The sequence below is a fragment of the Cedecea neteri genome, from assembly GCF_000758305.1.
GTDB lineage: Bacteria > Pseudomonadota > Gammaproteobacteria > Enterobacterales > Enterobacteriaceae > Cedecea > Cedecea neteri_C.
In genome coordinates, this window is the sequence record NZ_CP009458.1 from 2,784,660 (window position 1) to 2,802,016 (window position 17,357).

The window sequence follows — 17,357 nt, forward strand, 5'->3', positions numbered from 1 at the left end:
CGCTAGCGAACAGACACAGGAAGATAACGGTTAATCGCGCTCGTAAAGGCGGCGCTGCATTTCGCATTCGAACAGGAATTCAAGCCCTTCAAGCTGGCGGCGCGCTTCGGCAACGTCTTTGCCCCAGCAGGTCAGGCCGTGGCCACGCAGCAGGAAACCGTATTTCAGGGGAGCCTGTTCGGCATAATGCGCAATACGTTGTGCCAGCGCGTCGATATCCTGATCGTTATCGAAGATGGCAATGGGCACCGTGTCCAGGTGCGTCTGCTGTCCGGTCAGGGTTTTTTGCATTTCATAGCCGCTGATGTTCAGCGCAGGGCCTTTCTCAATTCTCGACAGCACGGTGGCGTTCACGGTGTGAACGTGAAGCACGACATTGGCCTCAGGAAACAGACGATAAACCAGCGTGTGCAGCCCGGTTTCGGCGGAGGGTTTACGCCCCGATGGCGCCTGATTAGTGGCAATATCTACCTGCAGGAAATCCTCGCTGGTCAGGCTGCCTTTGTCGCGCCCGGATTCACTCAGCCAGCACCACTCGGCATCCTGACGAATGGACATATTGCCGCCGGTCGCCGGAGCCCAGCCCTTAGCGCCAATCCAATGACAGGTGGTGACCAACTGCGCGAGCCTTTCTTGCCACATACGGTATTCCTCAATGCTTTTTAGTTTAACAGTCTAGCCGTCTAAATGGCTGTTTACATGATGCTATCATTGTGTGAACACTCGGGCAACACTTGCCCGGTTATAAGATATATCGAGCCAGTCAGCGGTTTTTCACCGAGTTTTCTCCTGTGACCGGACGGTTTCGCTTTACGGTCAAACGTCGCTTTGCATAAATTTGTTTTGTTATGTTATAACGTAACAAATTCAAAATAAGACGATGTGCGATATGACAGCCACTCCAATGTTATGCCCCAAAATGCTGCCTGATATTCAGTCACTCAGAAGCCACGAATTCGACACGGCTCTGTCCTGGGTTGGTATGGAACAAATCGATCTTCCGGTGGAAGTGGCGGGTCGCCCGCTGACGGCGAAAGTCAACGCCGGGATCAATCTTCTCAGTTCCCCGGAAGCGGAAAAGGGCATTCACATGTCCCGAATCTATCTGCTGCTGGATGAGCTAACTCAGGGCGAGATTACGCCTGGGGTATTGCGCCATTTGCTGGGTGAATTTTTGGTCTCGCACCAGCGCAGCAGCGACCGCGCGAGCGTAGAAATTGCCGGCGAACTGCTGCTGTCGCGCAAATCTTTAACCTCAAATCACTTTGGCTGGAAAGCTTATCCCATCCGCATCCTGGCGGAGCGTGGGGAAGATTTTGCCGTCACGATCCGGGTCGGGATCCCGTATTCATCTACCTGTCCGGCCTCGGCGGCGCTGAGTCGCAATCTCGCTCAGCAGCAGTTTCAGCGGGACTTTGGCTCGCGAAAGGATGGCGTGTCTGTCGATGAAATGCTGGCCTGGCTGGGCGAGAAAGGCATGCCAGGTACGCCCCACAGCCAAAGAAGCTGGGCGTGGGTAAGCTGCCAATTGAAGCCGGATGTCGCCACGTTGCCGTTTCTGGCGCTTATCGACCGCTGCGAGGCCGCGCTCGGGACGGCGGTACAAACGGTGGTTAAGCGCAGTGACGAGCAGGCTTTCGCCCAGGCCAACGGCCAAAATTTAATGTTTTGCGAAGACGCCGCTCGCCGCCTGAACAAGGCGATGCTGGACGCCTCTTTTAGCGCCGCTTTTACCCTCCGCGTTGAGCATCAGGAAAGCCTCCATGCCCACAACGCGGTGGCCCGTATTCACTGGACAGGAAATCATCATGCTGCGTAAAAACCCTTCAGGCCATCTGCCGCAGGTCTCTCCCAAAGCGTACATCGACCCCACGGCGGTTATTTGTGGCCGGGTCATTATTCATGACTATGTTTATGTCGGGCCTTACGCGGTGATCCGCGCCGACGAGCTTAACGCCGAAGGTGACATGGATCCTATCGTGATCCATTCCCATTCGAATATTCAGGACGGCGTGGTTATTCACTCGAAAAGTGGAGCACCGGTGACCATTGGCAGCGGCACGTCGATTGCCCACCGAGCGATCGTGCACGGGCCTTGTCGGGTCGACGAGCGGGTGTTTATCGGCTTTAACAGCGTGCTGTTTAACTGCCACGTACAAACCGGCTGCGTCATTCGCTACAACGCGGTGGTGGATGGGGTGACATTGCCGCCGCAAACCTATATTCCGTCCACCGAGCGCGTAGGACCCGACTCTGATTTAACCCAATATTCTCGGGTTGACCCGGCCTCGGTACAGTTTTCTGAAGAGGTGGCCAATACCAACGTCAAGCTGGTGGAAGGTTACCAGCTGCTGCGCAACGAGTTCTGAGCATGTTTTTGTCATCCGCAGAGCCAGAGTTAAGCGTTTCCCTGCGGGCTATTGCCCGTCCGCAGGGCACAGCCTGGCCGGTGGCGATTCATTTTCAGCTGCGAAAAGGGGAGCGGCTCAGCGTAATTGGGCCAAACGGCAGCGGCAAAACGTCGCTGCTGCGGGCGCTGGGCCAGGAGTTAAAGGCCGAAGGGGAGATAACGCTTGCAGGGCGTGCCTTAAGTAAGCTCCCCCCTCTGATGCGGGCAAAGCTCGTGGCGGTCATGTCACAAAACGATCTCCCCGATTTGCGTTTGTCCATTGAAGATTATGTCGCCTTAGGCAGGCTCCCGTTTGCCCGGGATATGCCCGAGCCAGAACACCGCTGCATTGTTTGTGGGGCGATGAAAGAGGTTGGTGTGCTCGGGATGCGGCATAAATCGCTGGCCTGCCTGTCCGGCGGGGAAAGACAGCGGGCGATTCTGGCGCGAACGCTGGCGCAAACGTCCCGGCTGCTATTGCTGGACGAACCGACTAATCACCTGGACCTGGCGGCGCGAGAAGAACTGCTGGCGCTGGTCAAAGCTCGCGGCACAACGGTTATTGCCGTCCTGCACGATCTCAACTTAATTGAAGGGTTTGCCGACAAGGTCCTTATTTTGTCGGCGGGGCAACAGCAGGCTTTTAACGTGCCCGATGCGGCGCTGAATACCGAAACCCTTCGTCCTATCTTCGGCCTCGACAGCTTTACCGTTGACCATCCTGGCCAACAAGGCAGACGAGTCCGTTTTTTTGAACCTTCACGCCCACGATAAATTTTCAGGGATCGCTATGATGTTAAAAATCGCTACCGGCTTCTGGCTTGCCTTTGTTTCTTCAGCCGCTTTTGCTTCCGGCTTCCCGGTGACCATCACTAGCTGCGGTAAACCCATTGTCTTTACCGAAGCGCCAAAGCGGGCGGTAATCAACGACCTGAACATGTCGGAGATGGCTTTCGCCCTGGATTTGCAACCGCAGATTGTGGGTCTGACGGGTATCTCCGGCTGGTACAAAATGACGCCTGAATTTAAGCGGCAAATGGGGACGATCCCCGAGCTTGCACCCAAATACCCTTCGCTTGAAACGCTGCTGGCCGCCGAGCCTGATTTCTTTTTCGCGGGCTGGAATTACGGCATGAAAGTCGGGGGCGACGTCACGCCCCAAAGCCTTGCCAGATATGGTATTAAAACCTTTGTGCTCAGCGAAAGCTGTACGATTTCCGGCGAAAGCAAAACCAAAGCGACCCTGGATCTGCTCTATAACGATGAGCTTACGCTTGGCAAAATATTTGGTAAGGCAGAGGCTGCTCAGAAGCTGGTTGATGGCTGGAAAGCGCGGCTGGCGGCCCTCCCCAAAGCACAGCCGGGCGCAAGGCCACTGAAAGTCTTTGTGTTTGACTCAGGGGAAGACAAGCCGTTCACCAGCGGAAAATACGCCATGCCGCAGGCCATTATCGAGGCCGCAGGTGGCAAAAACGCCATGGAAGGGCTGGACACCAGCTGGGGCACAACCTCCTGGGAAAATGTGGCGGCGACAGAGCCGGATGTCATCATCCTGCTGGATTACCAGACTGGCGGCGGCGCAGATTCGTTGCGGCAGTTTCTTGAACGCCACCCGCTGATGAAGCTCACCCCGGCGGTGAAACAACACCGCTATCTTAAGCTGCAGTACGCCGAGTTGACGCCTGGCCCGGCAAATATCGCCGCGGTTGAGAAGCTCGCTCACGCTCTGTTCGCGGCACAGTGATGTTTTTAGCTTCTCGTTATTGCCGGGCCGCATGTCTGGCTGGGTTTCTCGTCATGCTGTTTACGGCGCTTAGCTTAACGGAAGGATCGGTCCGGCTGAGTCTGAATCAAGTGATAAACGCGCTTCAACCCACTGGCACGGACATTTCGCCGATGATCCGTGGGATTGTGCTGGACATCCGGCTGCCAAGAACGCTGCTCGCCCTGATGACCGGTGCGGGGGTGGCGGTGGTGGGTGCGCTGCTGCAAACGGCTACGCGCAACGAGCTGGCGGACCCTTTTTTGTTCGGGCTTTCTTCGGGCGCATCTGCTGGCGCCGTGCTGGTTTTTACCCGCTTTGGAGACTTCTTCGGCGTCTGGACGCTACCGGCGGCGGCTTTTGCCGGCGGGCTGCTTTCTTCCGTCGCGGTGCTGTCGTTATTCCAGCTCAAACGCGAGCGGGGCGCCGAAATGCTGATTATTTGCGGGCTGGCGATCTCTTTCTTGTTCGGGGCGTTAACCAGCTACCTGATATTCGCCGGTGACCAGCGCACGGCCAGCTCGGTTTTATTCTGGTCGCTCGGCGGCCTGGGGCTGGCGCGGTGGGATAACCTGGGATTTGCGTTGGGCGGTTTGCTGCTGTTGGCCACATTTTGCCTGCTGAGATGGCGATCGCTGGATGGATTACTTGCAGGGGATCGCACCGCATTTTCGCTGGGCATTAACGTCAACCGCCTGCGCACCGAAATTTTTCTGTGCTGCGCTTTTTCGACCGCCATTTTTGTATCGCTGACCGGCGTGATTGGCTTTGTCGGGCTGATGGTGCCGCATCTTTGCCGCCATTTTTCCGCCATTAAGCACGCCAGGCTGCTGCCTTTGTGTGCCCTGGCCGGGGCCTGTTTGTTGTGCGGCGGTGATCTGGCCAGCCGGGTGCTGGTTGCGCCGCAGGAATTGCCCATCGGCATTATTACCGCCGGAATTGGCGGGCTGTTTATTGTTGTGATGGTTGCCCGACGCTAGCGCAGCCTTTTTACGCCGGAGAAAACGACTAATGAAACCTCTGTTACTGACCAACGCGCTGATGATGAATGAAGATCGGCGTTACCAGGGCGATTTGCTCATCGTGGACGGGCGAATTGAAAAAATAGCCGCTGCGATCCCGGCTCGCGCCACGTGGAATGTGCGCGATCTTGCCGGGAAATGGCTACTACCGGGCATGATCGACGATCAGGTGCATTTTCGCGAACCCGGGTTGATGCATAAGGGCACGATAGCCAGTGAGTCACGCGCGGCGGTGATGGGCGGGATCACCAGCTATATGGAAATGCCCAACGTTTCACCGCCGACCACCACCAGACAGGCGCTGGAAGGCAAATTTCAGCGGGCCGCCGAATGTTCACTGGCCAATTACAGTTTCTATTTCGGTGCCACCAACGACAATCTGGAAGAACTTAAGGCGCTGCCAGCCGGTGCGGCCTGTGGCGTAAAAGTGTTTATGGGTGCCTCCACCGGCAACATGCTGGTGGATGATGAACGCATTCTGGAGGCGATTTTCCAGCATGCGCCGGGGCTGGTGGCCACGCATTGCGAAGATACGCCGACGATCAAACGTAATGAGGCGCTGTGGCGGGAGCGATATGGGGAGCAGATCCCGGCCGCAGAACACGCGGCTATTCGCTCGGTTGAGGCCTGCCTGCTTTCATCTTCGCGGGCGGTTGCATTGGCGAAAAAGTACGGCACGCGGCTGCATGTGCTGCATATCACCACGGCTGATGAGCTGGCGTTGTTTGAACCTGCACCCACGCTCGAGGCCTTACGCAGAAAAACAATTACGGCGGAAGCCTGTATCCATCATCTCTATTTTAATCAGGATGATTATGCCGCGCTTGGGCACAAGCTGAAGTGCAACCCTTCGGTGAAGGGCCAGGAACACCAGCAGGCACTATGGCAGGCGGTTCAGGCGGGCGTGATTGATATTATTGCGACCGACCATGCGCCGCACTTGCTGGCGGAAAAGCAGAATGATTATTTCTCGGCTCCGTCGGGATTGCCGCTGGTACAGCACGCGCTGCCTGCGTTGCTTGATATGTGTGCCAGAGGGATTTTCACGCCTGAACTGATCGTCAGAAAAACCAGCCACGCGGTAGCCGAGCGTTTTCAGATTAAAGATCGCGGCTATATTCGGGAAGGTTACTGGGCCGATCTGGCGGTGATTAACCCCTGGAAACGCGCCAGTATTGAGGGCAGCAACATTGCCTACAAATGCGGCTGGTCACCCTTCGAAGGGCACACCTTGCAGGGCGGTGTGGTTGAAAGCACGCTGGTGAACGGCCACCTCGTCTGGGACGGCGAATCAGTTGCCGGGGAGATTTACGGCCAGGCGCTGGCGTTTAACCGCTAGCGTTCGCGAGGTTTGAACAAATCTTCGATGTAGTGCATCAGCTCAGACATGTGTTGCAGGATATTGGCGCTGTCCACAATCAGCGCTCCCCAGAGCACAATCAGCGCGGCAACCATGCCGGCGGCTGAATAGTAAAACAGTTTCATCACAGCATCATATTGGCAGGAATTTGCCTCATTATAGCGAGACATAGCGGCCTGTCAGTAAATGATGGGCAGATGCCGCCGACATCTGCCCGAGAAAATTAGCGGGCGTAGCGAGGCGCTGGCTGCCCAATGCCTGCCGCATCAAACATGGCCTGCGCCGTTGTGGCATAGGTTTCCCACAGGCTGAGATCGTGCAATGGCGGGATGGTGACAGCTTCCCCGCTGTCCAGCCCGGCCAGAGCGGAATCCACCAAATCATCCACTTTCATGACCGCACCTTCCGGCAGGGAGTCCACCGACACGCCAGCCCGATCCCAAATTTCCGTTGCCGTAGCCGCGGGCAGCACAGCCTGAATACGAATGCCGGTGCCGGCAGCTTCGGCCTGCAGAACTTTCGTCAGGTTCAAAACATAACCTTTTGTGCCGCTGTATACGGCACTACCTACCCAGCTCTGCACCGCCAGAATCGAGGAAATATTGATCAACGTCCCGCTGTTTTTTTGCTGGAAATTGAGCAGGGCGGCATGGCTCAGGCGAGTTAGCGCCGTGATGTTCAGCGTGATAAGTGCCTGATGCTGCTCCACGCTGGCGGCGGTAAACGCTGCGCTGTGGGCGGTGCCCGCGTTGTTAACCAGCACGCTGATGCGTGGATCTTTCAGGGCTTCCTCAACGGCGGCAATGTCCTGGTCGTTAACCAGATCGGCTTTTAGCGTAGTCACGGTTATGCCGTGGCGGGCTTCAAGCTTCGCGGCCAGATCGCGCAGGCGATCTTCGCGCCGGGCAACCAGCAGCAAATCAAAACCTCGGGCCGCAAAACGATCGGCATAAACCGCACCAATACCGGAAGACGCGCCGGTAATTACTGCAATAGAACGAGAGCTAGCCATAAAACACCTCACAAGAAGTAGAGTAACGTTAATGTGGTTTCATAATGAAACCTTGGGGTGAATGTAGATTTGTTGGTTTTATTATGCAACCAAATTAGAGGCTATTTTTTCGTTATGCGCAGAAATTGCTAAAGGGACTATAAGTAAGCACCTGAATAACAGATGCTTATTGGTCAGGAGGAAGGGCGTGCCAGGGTGATGATTTCTTCCGGTTTTAGCTCACGACCATCTTCGGCCTGCAGGGTTAGCTTGCGGATAGGGCGATGTTGCTGGCTGTCGACGAGGACGCTGCGAGTCTCATCTTTGGCGTAGAGGTTTTCGCAGCCCCATTGTGAAAGTGCCGCTAAAACGGTCTGTAGCGCACGGCCTTTTTCCGTCAACACGTATTCGTTCCAGGCGCTGCCGTCCGACGCCGGGCGAAGCTCAAAAATACCGTTATCGACGAGCTGTTTCAGGCGAACGGTCAGCATATTTTTGGCGATGCCGAGATTTTTTTGGAATTCACCGAAGCGAGACATGCCGTTCAGCGCATCGCGCACGATCAGCAACGACCACCAGTCGCCGATTACGTCCAGCGTGCGGGCAACCGAACAGACGCTGTCTTCAAGGCTTTTGCGTTTCATCATTCCTCCTGATGGGCTTGTCAGGTTCTATTATAAAACTTTTTGTTGGCAGACTGAGCGGTAATTTCAACACCGGAGATAGCAATGCCTTTATCGACAAAGACGGGTTACAACGCTATGTGGATCTCTCGCGGCAGCGCTTTGAAGCGCAGCTGAAACAACAAACGGAATAATAGGGCTTTTGCGATCCGCCAGGCAGGCCGGCTGTCATTTTTCTGTCACAATATATTCTTCACATTCTATTAATCACCCCCTGAGGAATAAGTAATGAAGAAGAAAATTGTTGCCTCATTGCTGGCCGCCGCCTGTCTTGCCCCAGGCCTGGCGACGGCGGACACCGTGCCGGACGGTTATCAGCTTCAGCAGGTTTTGCTGATGAGCCGTCATAACCTGCGCGCGCCGCTGGCCAACAACGGCAGCGTGCTTGAACAGTCTACCGCGCAGGCATGGCCGGAATGGGATGTGCCGGGCGGGCAGCTCACCACCAAAGGCGGCGTGCTGGAAGTGTATATGGGGCATTACATGCGTGAATGGCTGGCGAGCCAGAATCTGGTAACCAGCGGTGAATGCCCTGCGCCGGAAAGCGTTTATGCCTACGCCAACAGCCTCCAGCGCACCGTCGCTACCGCGCAATTCTTTATCACCGGGGCTTTCCCTGGCTGCGATGTGCCGGTGCACCATCAGGAGAAAATGGGCACCATGGACCCGGTGTTCAACCCGGTGATCACCAACGACTCGCCAGAATTTAAAGCCAGCGCCGTTCAGGCGATGGAAAAACAGCGCACCGAATACAAGCTGGCGGACAGCTATAAACTGCTGGAGCACATCGTCGGCTATAAAAACTCGCCAACCTGCAAAGAGAAACAGCAGTGTGAACTGAACGGGCCAAAAGACGTCTTTAGCGCTAATGCGACTCAGGAGCCGGGCGTTAATGGTTCCCTGAAGGTGGGCAATGCCCTGGTTGATGCGTTCACGCTGCAATATTACGAAGGTTTCCCGATGGATCAGGTGGCATGGGGAAAAATCAAAACGGCGGAACAGTGGCGTGTGCTTTCCCAGCTTAAAAACAGCTACCAGGATACGCTGTTTACCTCCCCGGAAGTGGCCCGTAACGTCGCGGCTCCGCTGGTGAAATACATTCAGAACGCGTTAACGTCCAAAGAGGCCGCTTCCGGGCCGAAAGTGACGCTGATGGTGGGGCATGACTCGAACATTGCGTCGCTGCTGACCGCGCTGCAGTTCAAGCCTTATCAGCTGCCGGGGCAGTATGAGCGCACCCCGATTGGCGGCAATATTCTGTTCCAGCGCTGGCATGATAAAACCAACAATCGCGACCTGCTGAAAGTGGAATACGTTTATCAGAGCGCCGAGCAGCTGCGCAATGGCGATGTATTAACCCTGAAGCATCCGCCAAAACGCGTCACGCTGCAGCTGGAAGGCTGCCCGACGGACGCCAACGGCTACTGCTCGTGGGATAAGTTTAGCGAAGTGCTGAATGACGCCGTGAAGTAAGAAGAGGCTGCCCCCGGAAGGGGGCAGCGGAGAGATTAAACGTTTTTGCGCTCGATGGTCTGTTCGCCCCAGAAGAGCGAATCCTTATCGGTTTTAGCAAAGGCGAGCACCAGCACTTCATCGCTCCCTTCTTCCCAAATTTTTTCGGCCAGCTTTTCGTCGTATTTCGCCAGCTCAAAAATGGCTTCTGCAATTTCGGGTGAGGTCTGGCGTAAACTTGCCCATTCGCCAACGTGATGGGCTTTTGATTGCGATGTGGTCATCACTCCTCCGTTAACCTTTCAGTTTTACTGCCAGGCCTGCGACGTGCTCTCCCTGGTAACGGGCAATTGCCAGTTCTTCCTGACTTGGCTGACGTGAGCCGTCGCCGCCGGCAATGGTTGTGGCGCCGTAAGGCGTGCCGCCGCGAACCTGAGAAACATCAAACAGCTCCTGCGCCGCATAGCCGATAGGCACAATTACCATCCCGTGGTGGGCGAGCGTGGTCCAGGTGGAGGTGATGGTCTGCTCCTGGCCGCCGCCGGTGCCGGTGGAGCTGAATACGCTGCCCAGTTTGCCGTAAAGCGCGCCGGAAGCCCAAAGACCGCCCGTTTGATCGAGGAAGGTTCGCATCTGCCCGGCCATATTGCCGAAGCGGGTAGGGGTACCGAAGATGATAGCGTCGTAGTCGGCCAGCTCCTGCGGCGTGGCGACCGGCGCGGTGTGGGTTTTGCCCCCGGCTTTAGCAAAGACTTCCGGGGCCATGGTTTCGGGCACGCGCTTTATCGTCACTTCCGCCCCATCGACTTTCTGTGCACCTTCCGCCACGGCTTTAGCCATAGTTTCGATGTGTCCATACATTGAATAATAAAGCACCAGTACTTTAGCCATCTTGCTTCACTCCTCAGTTGAACTGCAGTTTGACTGCGCTCCTTTAAAGATATGACCTGTGGCGCAGAGTGCAAACCTGAGTGACCTTTCCTTGATACATCACAAGCGCAGATGAAATTTTGACCCTGTAGCATTAGCTAACATTTTATTGGCTGTTTTTTGACCATGGATAAGAGGGGCTTATGGCGTTACGTTTGAAGGGCAAAAAGATAAGCTCACCGGCATGTTTCTGGATATGTCTGAACAGAAGTCCGACCGCGCCGGTGCACTAAGCTTAGACCCACGCGGTAACGTTGGCGGCAAGCCCGCCTGGCCGCGTGCAAAAGCGTTCTCTTTATTGAATGCAATATGATGTCCTAAATCCGGAGGTTAGAAATGGCAAACCATCGTGGTGGTTCAGGTAATTTCGCTGAAGACCGTGAAAGAGCATCAGAAGCAGGCCGGAAAGGTGGCCAGCACAGCGGCGGTAATTTTAAAAACGATCCGCAGCGCGCCTCAGAAGCTGGTCAAAAAGGGGGTAAAAACAGCCACGGCAGCAAAAATAAATAGCCGTGACTTTGTGAAGCGCACGGCGGATTAACGCTTGCGTCGAAATACCCCGACCGCCGGTTAGCCGGCGGTTTTTTATTTTCCCATTGCAACAAAATGTGACTGGAAGCACTATAGACCCTCGACTTTCACCCTGATGTTTCCGGTCTCCCTCATGTCTGCGCCATTAAGCCGTTATAAATTCTCCGTTAAGCCGCAGGAAGCGCTGCTTATCCTTATCACCATGTTCTGGGGCGGTACGTTCCTGGCCGTACAGTACGCCATGACGATGAGCGACCCGTTTTTCTTTGTTGGTCTGCGCTTCGCCACCGCCGCCATTGCCGTCGGGCTGCTGTCGCTAAAATCTCTGCGCGGATTAACCTGGCTTGAAATCAAAGCGGGGATGATGATCGGCGTGGCGATTGCCATCGGCTACAGCATGCAGACCTGGGGGCTCCAGACGATCCCTAGCAGCAAATCCGCCTTTATTACCGCGATGTACGTGCCCGTTGTGCCTCTCCTGCAGTGGATTTGCCTTGGCCGTATGCCGGGGTTGATGTCCTGGATTGGCGTCGCGCTGGCGTTTGTTGGCCTGATTTTTCTTGCCGGGCCGGAAGGCACCAGCCTCTCACTAGGGGCAGGGGAAATCATTACGCTTATCGGTGCCGTGGCCATTGCCGCCGAGATAATCCTGATCAGCGCCTGGGCGGGGAAAGTGGATATCAAGCGTGTGACCGTGGTGCAATTGGCAACGGCTTCGCTGGTGTCGTTCGCGGCGATGGTCCCAGCCGGGGAAAGCGTGCCGCATTTCAGCCCTGGCCTGGTGGTGATTGCCCTGGGGCTGGGGATTTTCAGCGCCATCATTCAGGTAACGATGAACTGGGCGCAGCGCAGCGTGTCACCGACCCGTGCCACGGTTATTTATACTGGTGAGCCAGTCTGGGCGGGGATCTTTGGCCGCATGGCTGGCGAGCGCCTCCCGGTGCTTGCGCTGGTCGGCGGGGCGTTGATCGTGCTCGGCGTGTTGGTGAGCGAATTGAAGCTTAAGCGCAAGAAAGCGGCAAACGCGGAGCGCGGCTGGCAGGAAGATACCGAAGGCGAGGGCGTCTGAGCTATACTTCAGGCCAGCGAAAAAAAGGAGAGCTCGCATGGCCGCTGCCAATGATATCAAAACCCCTGGACGCCGCTCGAAAGCCGTCGCCGCCAAAAAACAGGCCATTCTTGACGCTGCGCTGGCGTTTTTTTCGCAATACGGCATCCACGGCACCAGCCTTGAGCAGGTAGCCGAGCGGGCCGAGGTGTCAAAAACTAACCTGCTTTATTACTACCCTTCCAAAGAAGCGCTCTACATCGCGGTGCTGAAGCAGATCCTGGACATCTGGCTGGCACCGCTGCGGGCCTTTCGGGAAGATCTGCAGCCGCTGGTGGCAATTGGGGAATACATTCGCCTCAAGCTTGAAGTTTCGAGGGATTACCCGCAGGCCTCTAAGCTGTTTTGCCTGGAGATGCTGCAGGGCGCGCCCCTGCTGAAAGGCGAGCTGACGGGCGACCTGAAAGCGCTGGTAGATGAGAAGTCGGCGATCATTGCGGGTTGGGTCGCGAGCGGTAAACTGGCGGCGATCGATCCGCATCACCTGATTTTCATGCTTTGGGCCACGACTCAGCACTACGCGGATTTTGCCAGCCAGGTTGAGGCCGTCACCGGCAACACGCTGCAGGATGAAGATTTCTTCCGCCGCACGGTGGAAAACGTGCAGCGGATGATTATTGAGGGGATTCGGGTGAGGTAATGACGCTTACTTAGGAGGCAGGACGCAGCTTACGTCGCCCTCTTCACACTCCAGCGTGCCTTTCAGCAGCTCGGTACGTTCCAGCGTTTTATCCGCCAGGCAGTTGGCGCGTACCATAGGGTAGACCGAACCTTGTTCCGCGCCAGAACTCATAAAATCACAGTCCGCATCGCGGAAGGAAATCCACGCGTTCTGCGCCTTTTTGAGCATTTCTTTTTGCTTGTCGGTTGCCCGGGACATCACTTCTTTGTAGGTTTTATTCAGCCGCTCGTCCTGCTTTTTATACTCTGCGGCATAACACTGGTTCATATCGGCCTGGGTGGCGGCGGAATCACAGCCGTCGGCCAGGGCGACTCCGCTCAGCAGCAGCCCGCCAACAAGTAAACACACGCGTTTCATTTCGCTGTCCTCAAATAAAAAAGGGCTCTCAGATGAGAGCCCTCGTAGGGTAGCGGAGTGTTAACCGATTGTCATCAGGCTGGCGTTGCCGCCGGCAGCAGCGGTGTTCACGCTCAGAGAACGCTCTACGTAGAGACGCTCAAGCAGGATGTTACTTTCCCCGCGCGCGAAGCCCTGAACGGAAACAATTGCTCCGGTGCGGGCCGCGACGGCTTCGCAAAGTTTGCGCAGTTGGTCGGAGTCGCCGTGGTAAATCACCGCCTCAAACGGCTGCTTCAGCAGATCTTCCTGCCTGGCAAAATCAACCTGCTGCTGCACGGCTTTAGGCAACTGCTTCACCAGGTCGCGATGCAGGCTGTCATCCGCCCACAGCACGCGGCTGCCCACGCTGGTGACTGCTGCCAGCTGCACTAATGCATCGCGCTCATCGTCGGCGACGCAAAGAATGCGTTCACGCGGCAGCAGGGCGTAGGTGTTGCGCTCCCCGGTTGGGCCCGGCAGCACACGCAGCGTCCCGCTTTGCGCCAGCCCGCCAAACTGCTGGCAAACGGCTTTCAGCTCCTCGCGGTTGGTCGCCCACTCGCTTAGCGCCTGATGGGCAACCTGCAGATCGCTCTTCAGGGAGGCATCCACTGGGGTTTCCGCATCGTGGCGGTTGAAGGTAGTTTGCAGCGCATTTTCCGGGCGGCTGGCTAGCAGGCGGTACAGGTACAGCGGACCACCGGCTTTAGGGCCTGTGCCGGACAGGCCTTCCCCGCCGAATGGCTGAACGCCAACCACGGCGCCGACCATGTTGCGGTTAACATACATGTTGCCGACGTGGGCGGAGCCGGTGACCTGGGCAATCGTCTCGTCGATACGGGTATGCACGCCGAGCGTCAGGCCATAGCCTGCGGCATTGATCTGCTTAATCAGCGACTCAAGATTATTGCGGCTGTAGCGCACCACGTGCAACACCGGGCCGAACACTTCTTTCTTCATCTCGTCGAAGCTTTCCAGCTCGATGAGGGTTGGCGCTACAAACGTGCCGGACTGCCATTCGCGCGCGTCCACGCTGTTTTCACGCACGGCCTGGAATACAGTGCGGCCTTTGGCGCGCATCGCCTGGATGTGCTTCTCAATATTCTGCTGCGCTTCAGCGTCAATCACTGGCCCAATGTCGGTGGTCAGGCGGCCAGGGTTACCCATACGGCATTCCGCCATGGCGCCGCGAAGCATTTGCAGAGTGTGGTCTGCCACGTCTTCCTGCAGGCACAGCACGCGCAGGGCGGAGCAGCGTTGCCCGGCGCTGTCGAACGCGGAAGAAACTACGTCTACCACAACCTGTTCAGTCAGCGCGGAGGAATCAACGATCATCGCGTTAAGGCCGCCGGTTTCCGCAATCAGCGGCGTTGGGCGACCCTGAGGATCGAGGCGGTCGGCGATATTACGCTGCAGCAGAGACGCGACTTCAGTTGAGCCGGTGAACATCACACCACGTACGCGCGAGTCGCCTGTGAGCTGTGCCCCGACGGTTTCACCGCGGCCAGGCAACAGCTGCAGTACGCCTGCAGGCACGCCAGCTTCAAGCAGGATCGCCACGCCCTGAGCGGCAATCAGCGGGGTTTGTTCCGCAGGCTTGGCCAGGACGCTGTTCCCGGCGGCAAGCGCGGCGGCAATCTGGCCGGTAAAGATAGCCAGCGGGAAGTTCCACGGGCTGATACAGACCACCGGGCCAAGTGGACGATGCGTTTCATTGTCGAAGTCGTCACGGACCTGGCCTGCGTAATAGTGCAGGAAGTCCACGGCCTCACGCACTTCGGCGATGGCGTTGCTGAAGGTTTTCCCGGCTTCACGCACCAGGATGCCGATCAGCTGCTGCATGCGGCTTTCCATCATCACGGCGGCGCGTTCGAGAATAGCGGCGCGTTCCTGCGGCGGGGTGGCAAACCAGATTGGCGCGTGATTGACGGCATTCTCAAGCGCGAGGGAAACCTCTTCGCTCGTGGCTTCGCGGGTGTAGCCCACAATGTCGGTTGGCTCAGCCGGGTTTTTCACCGGCGTTAATTCGCCTTCAATAACCGGCTGTTCCAGCACAGGCGTGGCCTGCCATTTCTGCGCGGCGCTGTTCAGCAGGGCGGAAGAAAGCGACGCCAGGCGGTGTTCGTTAGCCAAATCAAGGCCGCTGGAGTTGGTACGTTCCGCGCCGTAAAGCGCTTTTGGCAGGGCGATTTTAGGGTGCGGTAATCCTGGCTGGCCTTCTTTGGCGGCCATGGCTTCCACCGCGCTTACCGGGTCGGCAACCAGCTCGTCCAGCGGCAGGGTGGCATCGGCAATGCGGTTGACGAAAGAGGTGTTAGCGCCGTTTTCCAGCAGGCGGCGCACCAGGTAAGCCAGCAGCGTTTCGTGTGTACCCACCGGGGCGTAAATACGGCAAGGGCGGTTCAGTTTGCCGTCGGCAATTTTCCCTACCACCTGCTCATACAGCGGTTCGCCCATGCCGTGCAGGCACTGGAATTCGTACTGGCCTGGGTAATAGTTCTGCCCGGCCAGGTTATAAATCGCGGCCAGCGTGTGGGCGTTATGGGTCGCAAATTGCGGGTAGATCAGGTTCGGCACGGCCAGCAGTTTTTTGGCGCAGGCGAGGTAGGAGATGTCGGTGTACACCTTGCGGGTGTAGACCGGGTAGCCTTCCAGGCCGTCAACCTGGGCGCGTTTGATTTCGCTGTCCCAGTAGGCGCCTTTGACCAGGCGAATCATCAGACGGCGACGGCTGCGGGTGGCCAGATCCACCAGGTAATCAATCACAAACGGGCAGCGTTTTTGGTAGGCCTGGATAACAAAGCCAATGCCGTTCCAGCCCGCCAGTTCAGGTTCAAAGCAGAGTTTTTCCAGCAGATCGAGGGAGATCTCCAGGCGATCGGCTTCTTCGGCGTCAATGTTAATGCCAACGTCGTACTGGCGCGCCAGCAGCGTGAGGGACTTCAGGCGTGGGTACAACTCTTCCATCACGCGGTCGTACTGCGCGCGGCTGTATCGCGGGTGCAGGGCGGAAAGCTTGATGGAAATACCCGGGCCTTCATAAATACCGCGGCCGTTGGACGCTTTACCGATGGCGTGAATCGCCTGCTGGTAGGAAACCATATAGGCCTGCGCGTCGGCGGCAGTCAGCGCAGCTTCGCCCAGCATGTCGTAGGAATAGCGGAAGCCTTTTTCTTCCAGCTTGCGGGCGTTAGCCAGCGCTTCGGCGATGGTTTCGCCGGTCACGAACTGCTCGCCCATCAGGCGCATCGCCATGTCCACGCCTTTACGCACCAGCGGTTCACCGCTTTTGCTGATGATGCGGTTCAGGGAGCGGGAAAGGCTGGCTTCGTTATGGGTGGACACCAGGCGGCCGGTAAACAGCAGACCCCAGGTCGCCGCGTTAACGAACAACGACGGGCTGCGGCCAATGTGCGAGTGCCAGTTACCGTTGCTGATTTTGTCGCGGATCAGCGCATCGCGGGTGGCTTTATCCGGGATACGCAGCAGCGCTTCCGCGAGGCACATCAGCGCCACGCCTTCCTGAGAAGACAGGGAGAACTCCTGCAGCAGGCTCTGAACCATGCCCGCGCGGCCGGAAGCCGTTTTCTGGTTGCGCAGCTTGTCGGCCAGCTGGTAAGCCAGCTTTTGCGTCTGTTCGGCGATGGCCGGGGCCAGGCGAGCCTGCTCAAGGATCATCGGGACTGCGTCGGTTTCAGGGCGACGCCACGCGGCGGTAATTGCGGCCCGGCTGACGGACTGCGGCAGAATTTGCTCGGCAAAGTCGAGGAACGGCTGCGCCACTTCTTCAGGCTGCACCGGAGATTCTTCACTCTCATTGGCCGCCCCGGCCAGCAGGGCTGGCAGCTCAGGCAGTTCATCGCTGCTTTCCAGTCGCTCAAGGTAATTAAAAATCGCCTGCTTAATCAGCCAGTGTGGGGTGCGGTCAATGCGCGAGGCGGCCTCTTTAATGCGCTCGCGCGTCGCTTCATCCAGTTTTACGCCCATCGTGGTGGTGCCCATACGACAGTCTCCAGGTTAATGATGATTCGGGGTTGTGCTTTGTTAGCCAGCAATATCTATGAAGTTG

18 protein-coding genes are annotated in these 17,357 nt (G+C 57.1%); 10 read left to right on the forward strand and 8 right to left on the reverse strand.

All coding sequences use genetic code 11. From position 1 onward, the window contains the following. Positions 1-30: 30 nt before the first annotated feature. Complete coding sequence (locus LH23_RS12985) at positions 31-642, reverse strand: methylthioribulose 1-phosphate dehydratase (protein ID WP_039291670.1); 612 nt, start codon at positions 640-642, stop codon at positions 31-33. Between the two features lie 247 nt (positions 643-889). Here LH23_RS12985 and folE2 point away from each other — a divergent pair, with 247 nt between their 5' ends. The 6 genes from folE2 to LH23_RS13015 are packed head-to-tail and all read left to right on the forward strand — an operon-like array spanning position 890 to position 6,512. Further along, complete coding sequence (gene folE2, locus LH23_RS12990; RefSeq protein ID WP_039291673.1) at positions 890-1,819, forward strand: GTP cyclohydrolase FolE2; 930 nt, start codon at positions 890-892, stop codon at positions 1,817-1,819. Continuing rightward, complete coding sequence (locus tag LH23_RS12995; RefSeq protein ID WP_039291676.1) at positions 1,809-2,369, forward strand: carbonate dehydratase; 561 nt, start codon at positions 1,809-1,811, stop codon at positions 2,367-2,369. The genes folE2 and LH23_RS12995 overlap by 11 nt, the downstream gene beginning before the upstream one ends. A 2-nt stretch (positions 2,370-2,371) precedes the next feature. Then, the gene (locus LH23_RS13000) at positions 2,372-3,163 is read left to right on the forward strand and encodes an ABC transporter ATP-binding protein (RefSeq protein WP_039291679.1); all 792 of its coding nucleotides are present in this window, start codon (positions 2,372-2,374) and stop codon (positions 3,161-3,163) included. 19 nt (positions 3,164-3,182) lie between these two features. Beyond that, the gene (locus tag LH23_RS13005) at positions 3,183-4,133 is read left to right on the forward strand and encodes an ABC transporter substrate-binding protein (RefSeq protein ID WP_156108090.1); all 951 of its coding nucleotides are present in this window, start codon (positions 3,183-3,185) and stop codon (positions 4,131-4,133) included. Further along, the gene (locus LH23_RS13010; RefSeq protein WP_039291685.1) at positions 4,133-5,131 is read left to right on the forward strand and encodes a FecCD family ABC transporter permease; all 999 of its coding nucleotides are present in this window, start codon (positions 4,133-4,135) and stop codon (positions 5,129-5,131) included. Before LH23_RS13005 ends, LH23_RS13010 begins: the two co-directional genes overlap by 1 nt. A 31-nt stretch (positions 5,132-5,162) precedes the next feature. Beyond that, complete coding sequence (locus LH23_RS13015; protein WP_039291687.1) at positions 5,163-6,512, forward strand: dihydroorotase; 1,350 nt, start codon at positions 5,163-5,165, stop codon at positions 6,510-6,512. Here the strand turns inward: LH23_RS13015 and LH23_RS13020 are convergent. The 3 genes from LH23_RS13020 to LH23_RS13030 all read right to left on the reverse strand — a co-directional run bounded on the left by LH23_RS13020 (position 6,509) and on the right by LH23_RS13030 (position 8,168). Then, positions 6,509-6,658, reverse strand: a complete 150-nt coding sequence (locus tag LH23_RS13020; RefSeq protein ID WP_156108033.1) for a hypothetical protein — start codon at positions 6,656-6,658, stop codon at positions 6,509-6,511. The two genes, LH23_RS13015 and LH23_RS13020, sit on opposite strands and share 4 nt — an antisense overlap. A gap of 98 nt (positions 6,659-6,756) precedes the next feature. Beyond that, the gene (locus LH23_RS13025) at positions 6,757-7,545 is read right to left on the reverse strand and encodes an SDR family NAD(P)-dependent oxidoreductase (RefSeq protein WP_039291694.1); all 789 of its coding nucleotides are present in this window, start codon (positions 7,543-7,545) and stop codon (positions 6,757-6,759) included. A 173-nt stretch (positions 7,546-7,718) separates the two neighbouring features. Beyond that, a complete protein-coding gene (locus LH23_RS13030; protein ID WP_039291697.1) occupies positions 7,719-8,168 on the reverse strand; it encodes a winged helix-turn-helix transcriptional regulator in 450 nt (149 codons plus the stop codon). A 267-nt stretch (positions 8,169-8,435) separates the two neighbouring features. Between LH23_RS13030 and agp the strand changes: the two genes are divergently transcribed. Further along, a complete protein-coding gene (gene agp / locus LH23_RS13035; protein ID WP_039291700.1) occupies positions 8,436-9,680 on the forward strand; it encodes a bifunctional glucose-1-phosphatase/inositol phosphatase in 1,245 nt (414 codons plus the stop codon). A gap of 35 nt (positions 9,681-9,715) precedes the next feature. Here the strand turns inward: agp and LH23_RS13040 are convergent, their stop codons facing one another. Both LH23_RS13040 and wrbA read right to left on the reverse strand, forming a co-directional pair. Then, positions 9,716-9,943, reverse strand: a complete 228-nt coding sequence (locus LH23_RS13040; protein WP_039291703.1) for a YccJ family protein — start codon at positions 9,941-9,943, stop codon at positions 9,716-9,718. Positions 9,944-9,953: 10 nt separating this feature from the next. Beyond that, positions 9,954-10,550 carry an NAD(P)H:quinone oxidoreductase gene (gene wrbA / locus LH23_RS13045; protein WP_039291705.1) on the reverse strand — a complete coding sequence of 199 codons (597 nt, stop codon included), beginning with the start codon at positions 10,548-10,550 and terminating at the stop codon, positions 9,954-9,956. A 375-nt stretch (positions 10,551-10,925) separates the two neighbouring features. On the opposite strand from wrbA, the gene LH23_RS13050 reads away from it, so the two are divergent. From LH23_RS13050 to rutR, 3 genes are all read left to right on the forward strand, one after another. After that, complete coding sequence (locus tag LH23_RS13050) at positions 10,926-11,099, forward strand: general stress protein (protein ID WP_008455651.1); 174 nt, start codon at positions 10,926-10,928, stop codon at positions 11,097-11,099. Between the two features lie 154 nt (positions 11,100-11,253). After that, positions 11,254-12,189, forward strand: a complete 936-nt coding sequence (locus LH23_RS13055) for a DMT family transporter (RefSeq protein ID WP_039296654.1) — start codon at positions 11,254-11,256, stop codon at positions 12,187-12,189. Between the two features lie 37 nt (positions 12,190-12,226). Further along, complete coding sequence (gene rutR / locus LH23_RS13060) at positions 12,227-12,868, forward strand: HTH-type transcriptional regulator RutR (RefSeq protein ID WP_039291708.1); 642 nt, start codon at positions 12,227-12,229, stop codon at positions 12,866-12,868. A gap of 6 nt (positions 12,869-12,874) precedes the next feature. Here rutR and LH23_RS13065 read toward each other — a convergent pair whose 3' ends face one another. Both LH23_RS13065 and putA read right to left on the reverse strand, forming a co-directional pair. Beyond that, positions 12,875-13,267, reverse strand: a complete 393-nt coding sequence (locus LH23_RS13065; protein ID WP_039291710.1) for a lysozyme inhibitor LprI family protein — start codon at positions 13,265-13,267, stop codon at positions 12,875-12,877. 60 nt (positions 13,268-13,327) lie between these two features. Then, entirely contained in the window at positions 13,328-17,290 is a 3,963-nt protein-coding gene (putA, locus tag LH23_RS13070) for a trifunctional transcriptional regulator/proline dehydrogenase/L-glutamate gamma-semialdehyde dehydrogenase (RefSeq protein ID WP_039291713.1), read from the reverse strand. Positions 17,291-17,357: the final 67 nt, after the last annotated feature.

Coding starts and splice junctions, on each gene's coding strand:
- LH23_RS12985 (WP_039291670.1), bottom strand. CDS start 642: ATGTGGCAAGAAAGGCTCGCGCAGTTGGTCACCACCTGTCATTGGATT.
- putA (WP_039291713.1), bottom strand. CDS start 17,290: ATGGGCACCACCACGATGGGCGTAAAACTGGATGAAGCGACGCGCGAG.
- folE2 (WP_039291673.1), top strand. CDS start 890: ATGACAGCCACTCCAATGTTATGCCCCAAAATGCTGCCTGATATTCAG.
- wrbA (WP_039291705.1), bottom strand. CDS start 10,550: ATGGCTAAAGTACTGGTGCTTTATTATTCAATGTATGGACACATCGAA.
- LH23_RS13010 (WP_039291685.1), top strand. CDS start 4,133: ATGTTTTTAGCTTCTCGTTATTGCCGGGCCGCATGTCTGGCTGGGTTT.
- agp (WP_039291700.1), top strand. CDS start 8,436: ATGAAGAAGAAAATTGTTGCCTCATTGCTGGCCGCCGCCTGTCTTGCC.
- LH23_RS13040 (WP_039291703.1), bottom strand. CDS start 9,943: ATGACCACATCGCAATCAAAAGCCCATCACGTTGGCGAATGGGCAAGT.
- LH23_RS12995 (WP_039291676.1), top strand. CDS start 1,809: ATGCTGCGTAAAAACCCTTCAGGCCATCTGCCGCAGGTCTCTCCCAAA.
- LH23_RS13020 (WP_156108033.1), bottom strand. CDS start 6,658: ATGAAACTGTTTTACTATTCAGCCGCCGGCATGGTTGCCGCGCTGATT.
- LH23_RS13030 (WP_039291697.1), bottom strand. CDS start 8,168: ATGAAACGCAAAAGCCTTGAAGACAGCGTCTGTTCGGTTGCCCGCACG.
- LH23_RS13065 (WP_039291710.1), bottom strand. CDS start 13,267: ATGAAACGCGTGTGTTTACTTGTTGGCGGGCTGCTGCTGAGCGGAGTC.
- rutR (WP_039291708.1), top strand. CDS start 12,227: ATGGCCGCTGCCAATGATATCAAAACCCCTGGACGCCGCTCGAAAGCC.
- LH23_RS13025 (WP_039291694.1), bottom strand. CDS start 7,545: ATGGCTAGCTCTCGTTCTATTGCAGTAATTACCGGCGCGTCTTCCGGT.
- LH23_RS13005 (WP_156108090.1), top strand. CDS start 3,183: ATGTTAAAAATCGCTACCGGCTTCTGGCTTGCCTTTGTTTCTTCAGCC.
- LH23_RS13050 (WP_008455651.1), top strand. CDS start 10,926: ATGGCAAACCATCGTGGTGGTTCAGGTAATTTCGCTGAAGACCGTGAA.
- LH23_RS13055 (WP_039296654.1), top strand. CDS start 11,254: ATGTCTGCGCCATTAAGCCGTTATAAATTCTCCGTTAAGCCGCAGGAA.
- LH23_RS13000 (WP_039291679.1), top strand. CDS start 2,372: ATGTTTTTGTCATCCGCAGAGCCAGAGTTAAGCGTTTCCCTGCGGGCT.
- LH23_RS13015 (WP_039291687.1), top strand. CDS start 5,163: ATGAAACCTCTGTTACTGACCAACGCGCTGATGATGAATGAAGATCGG.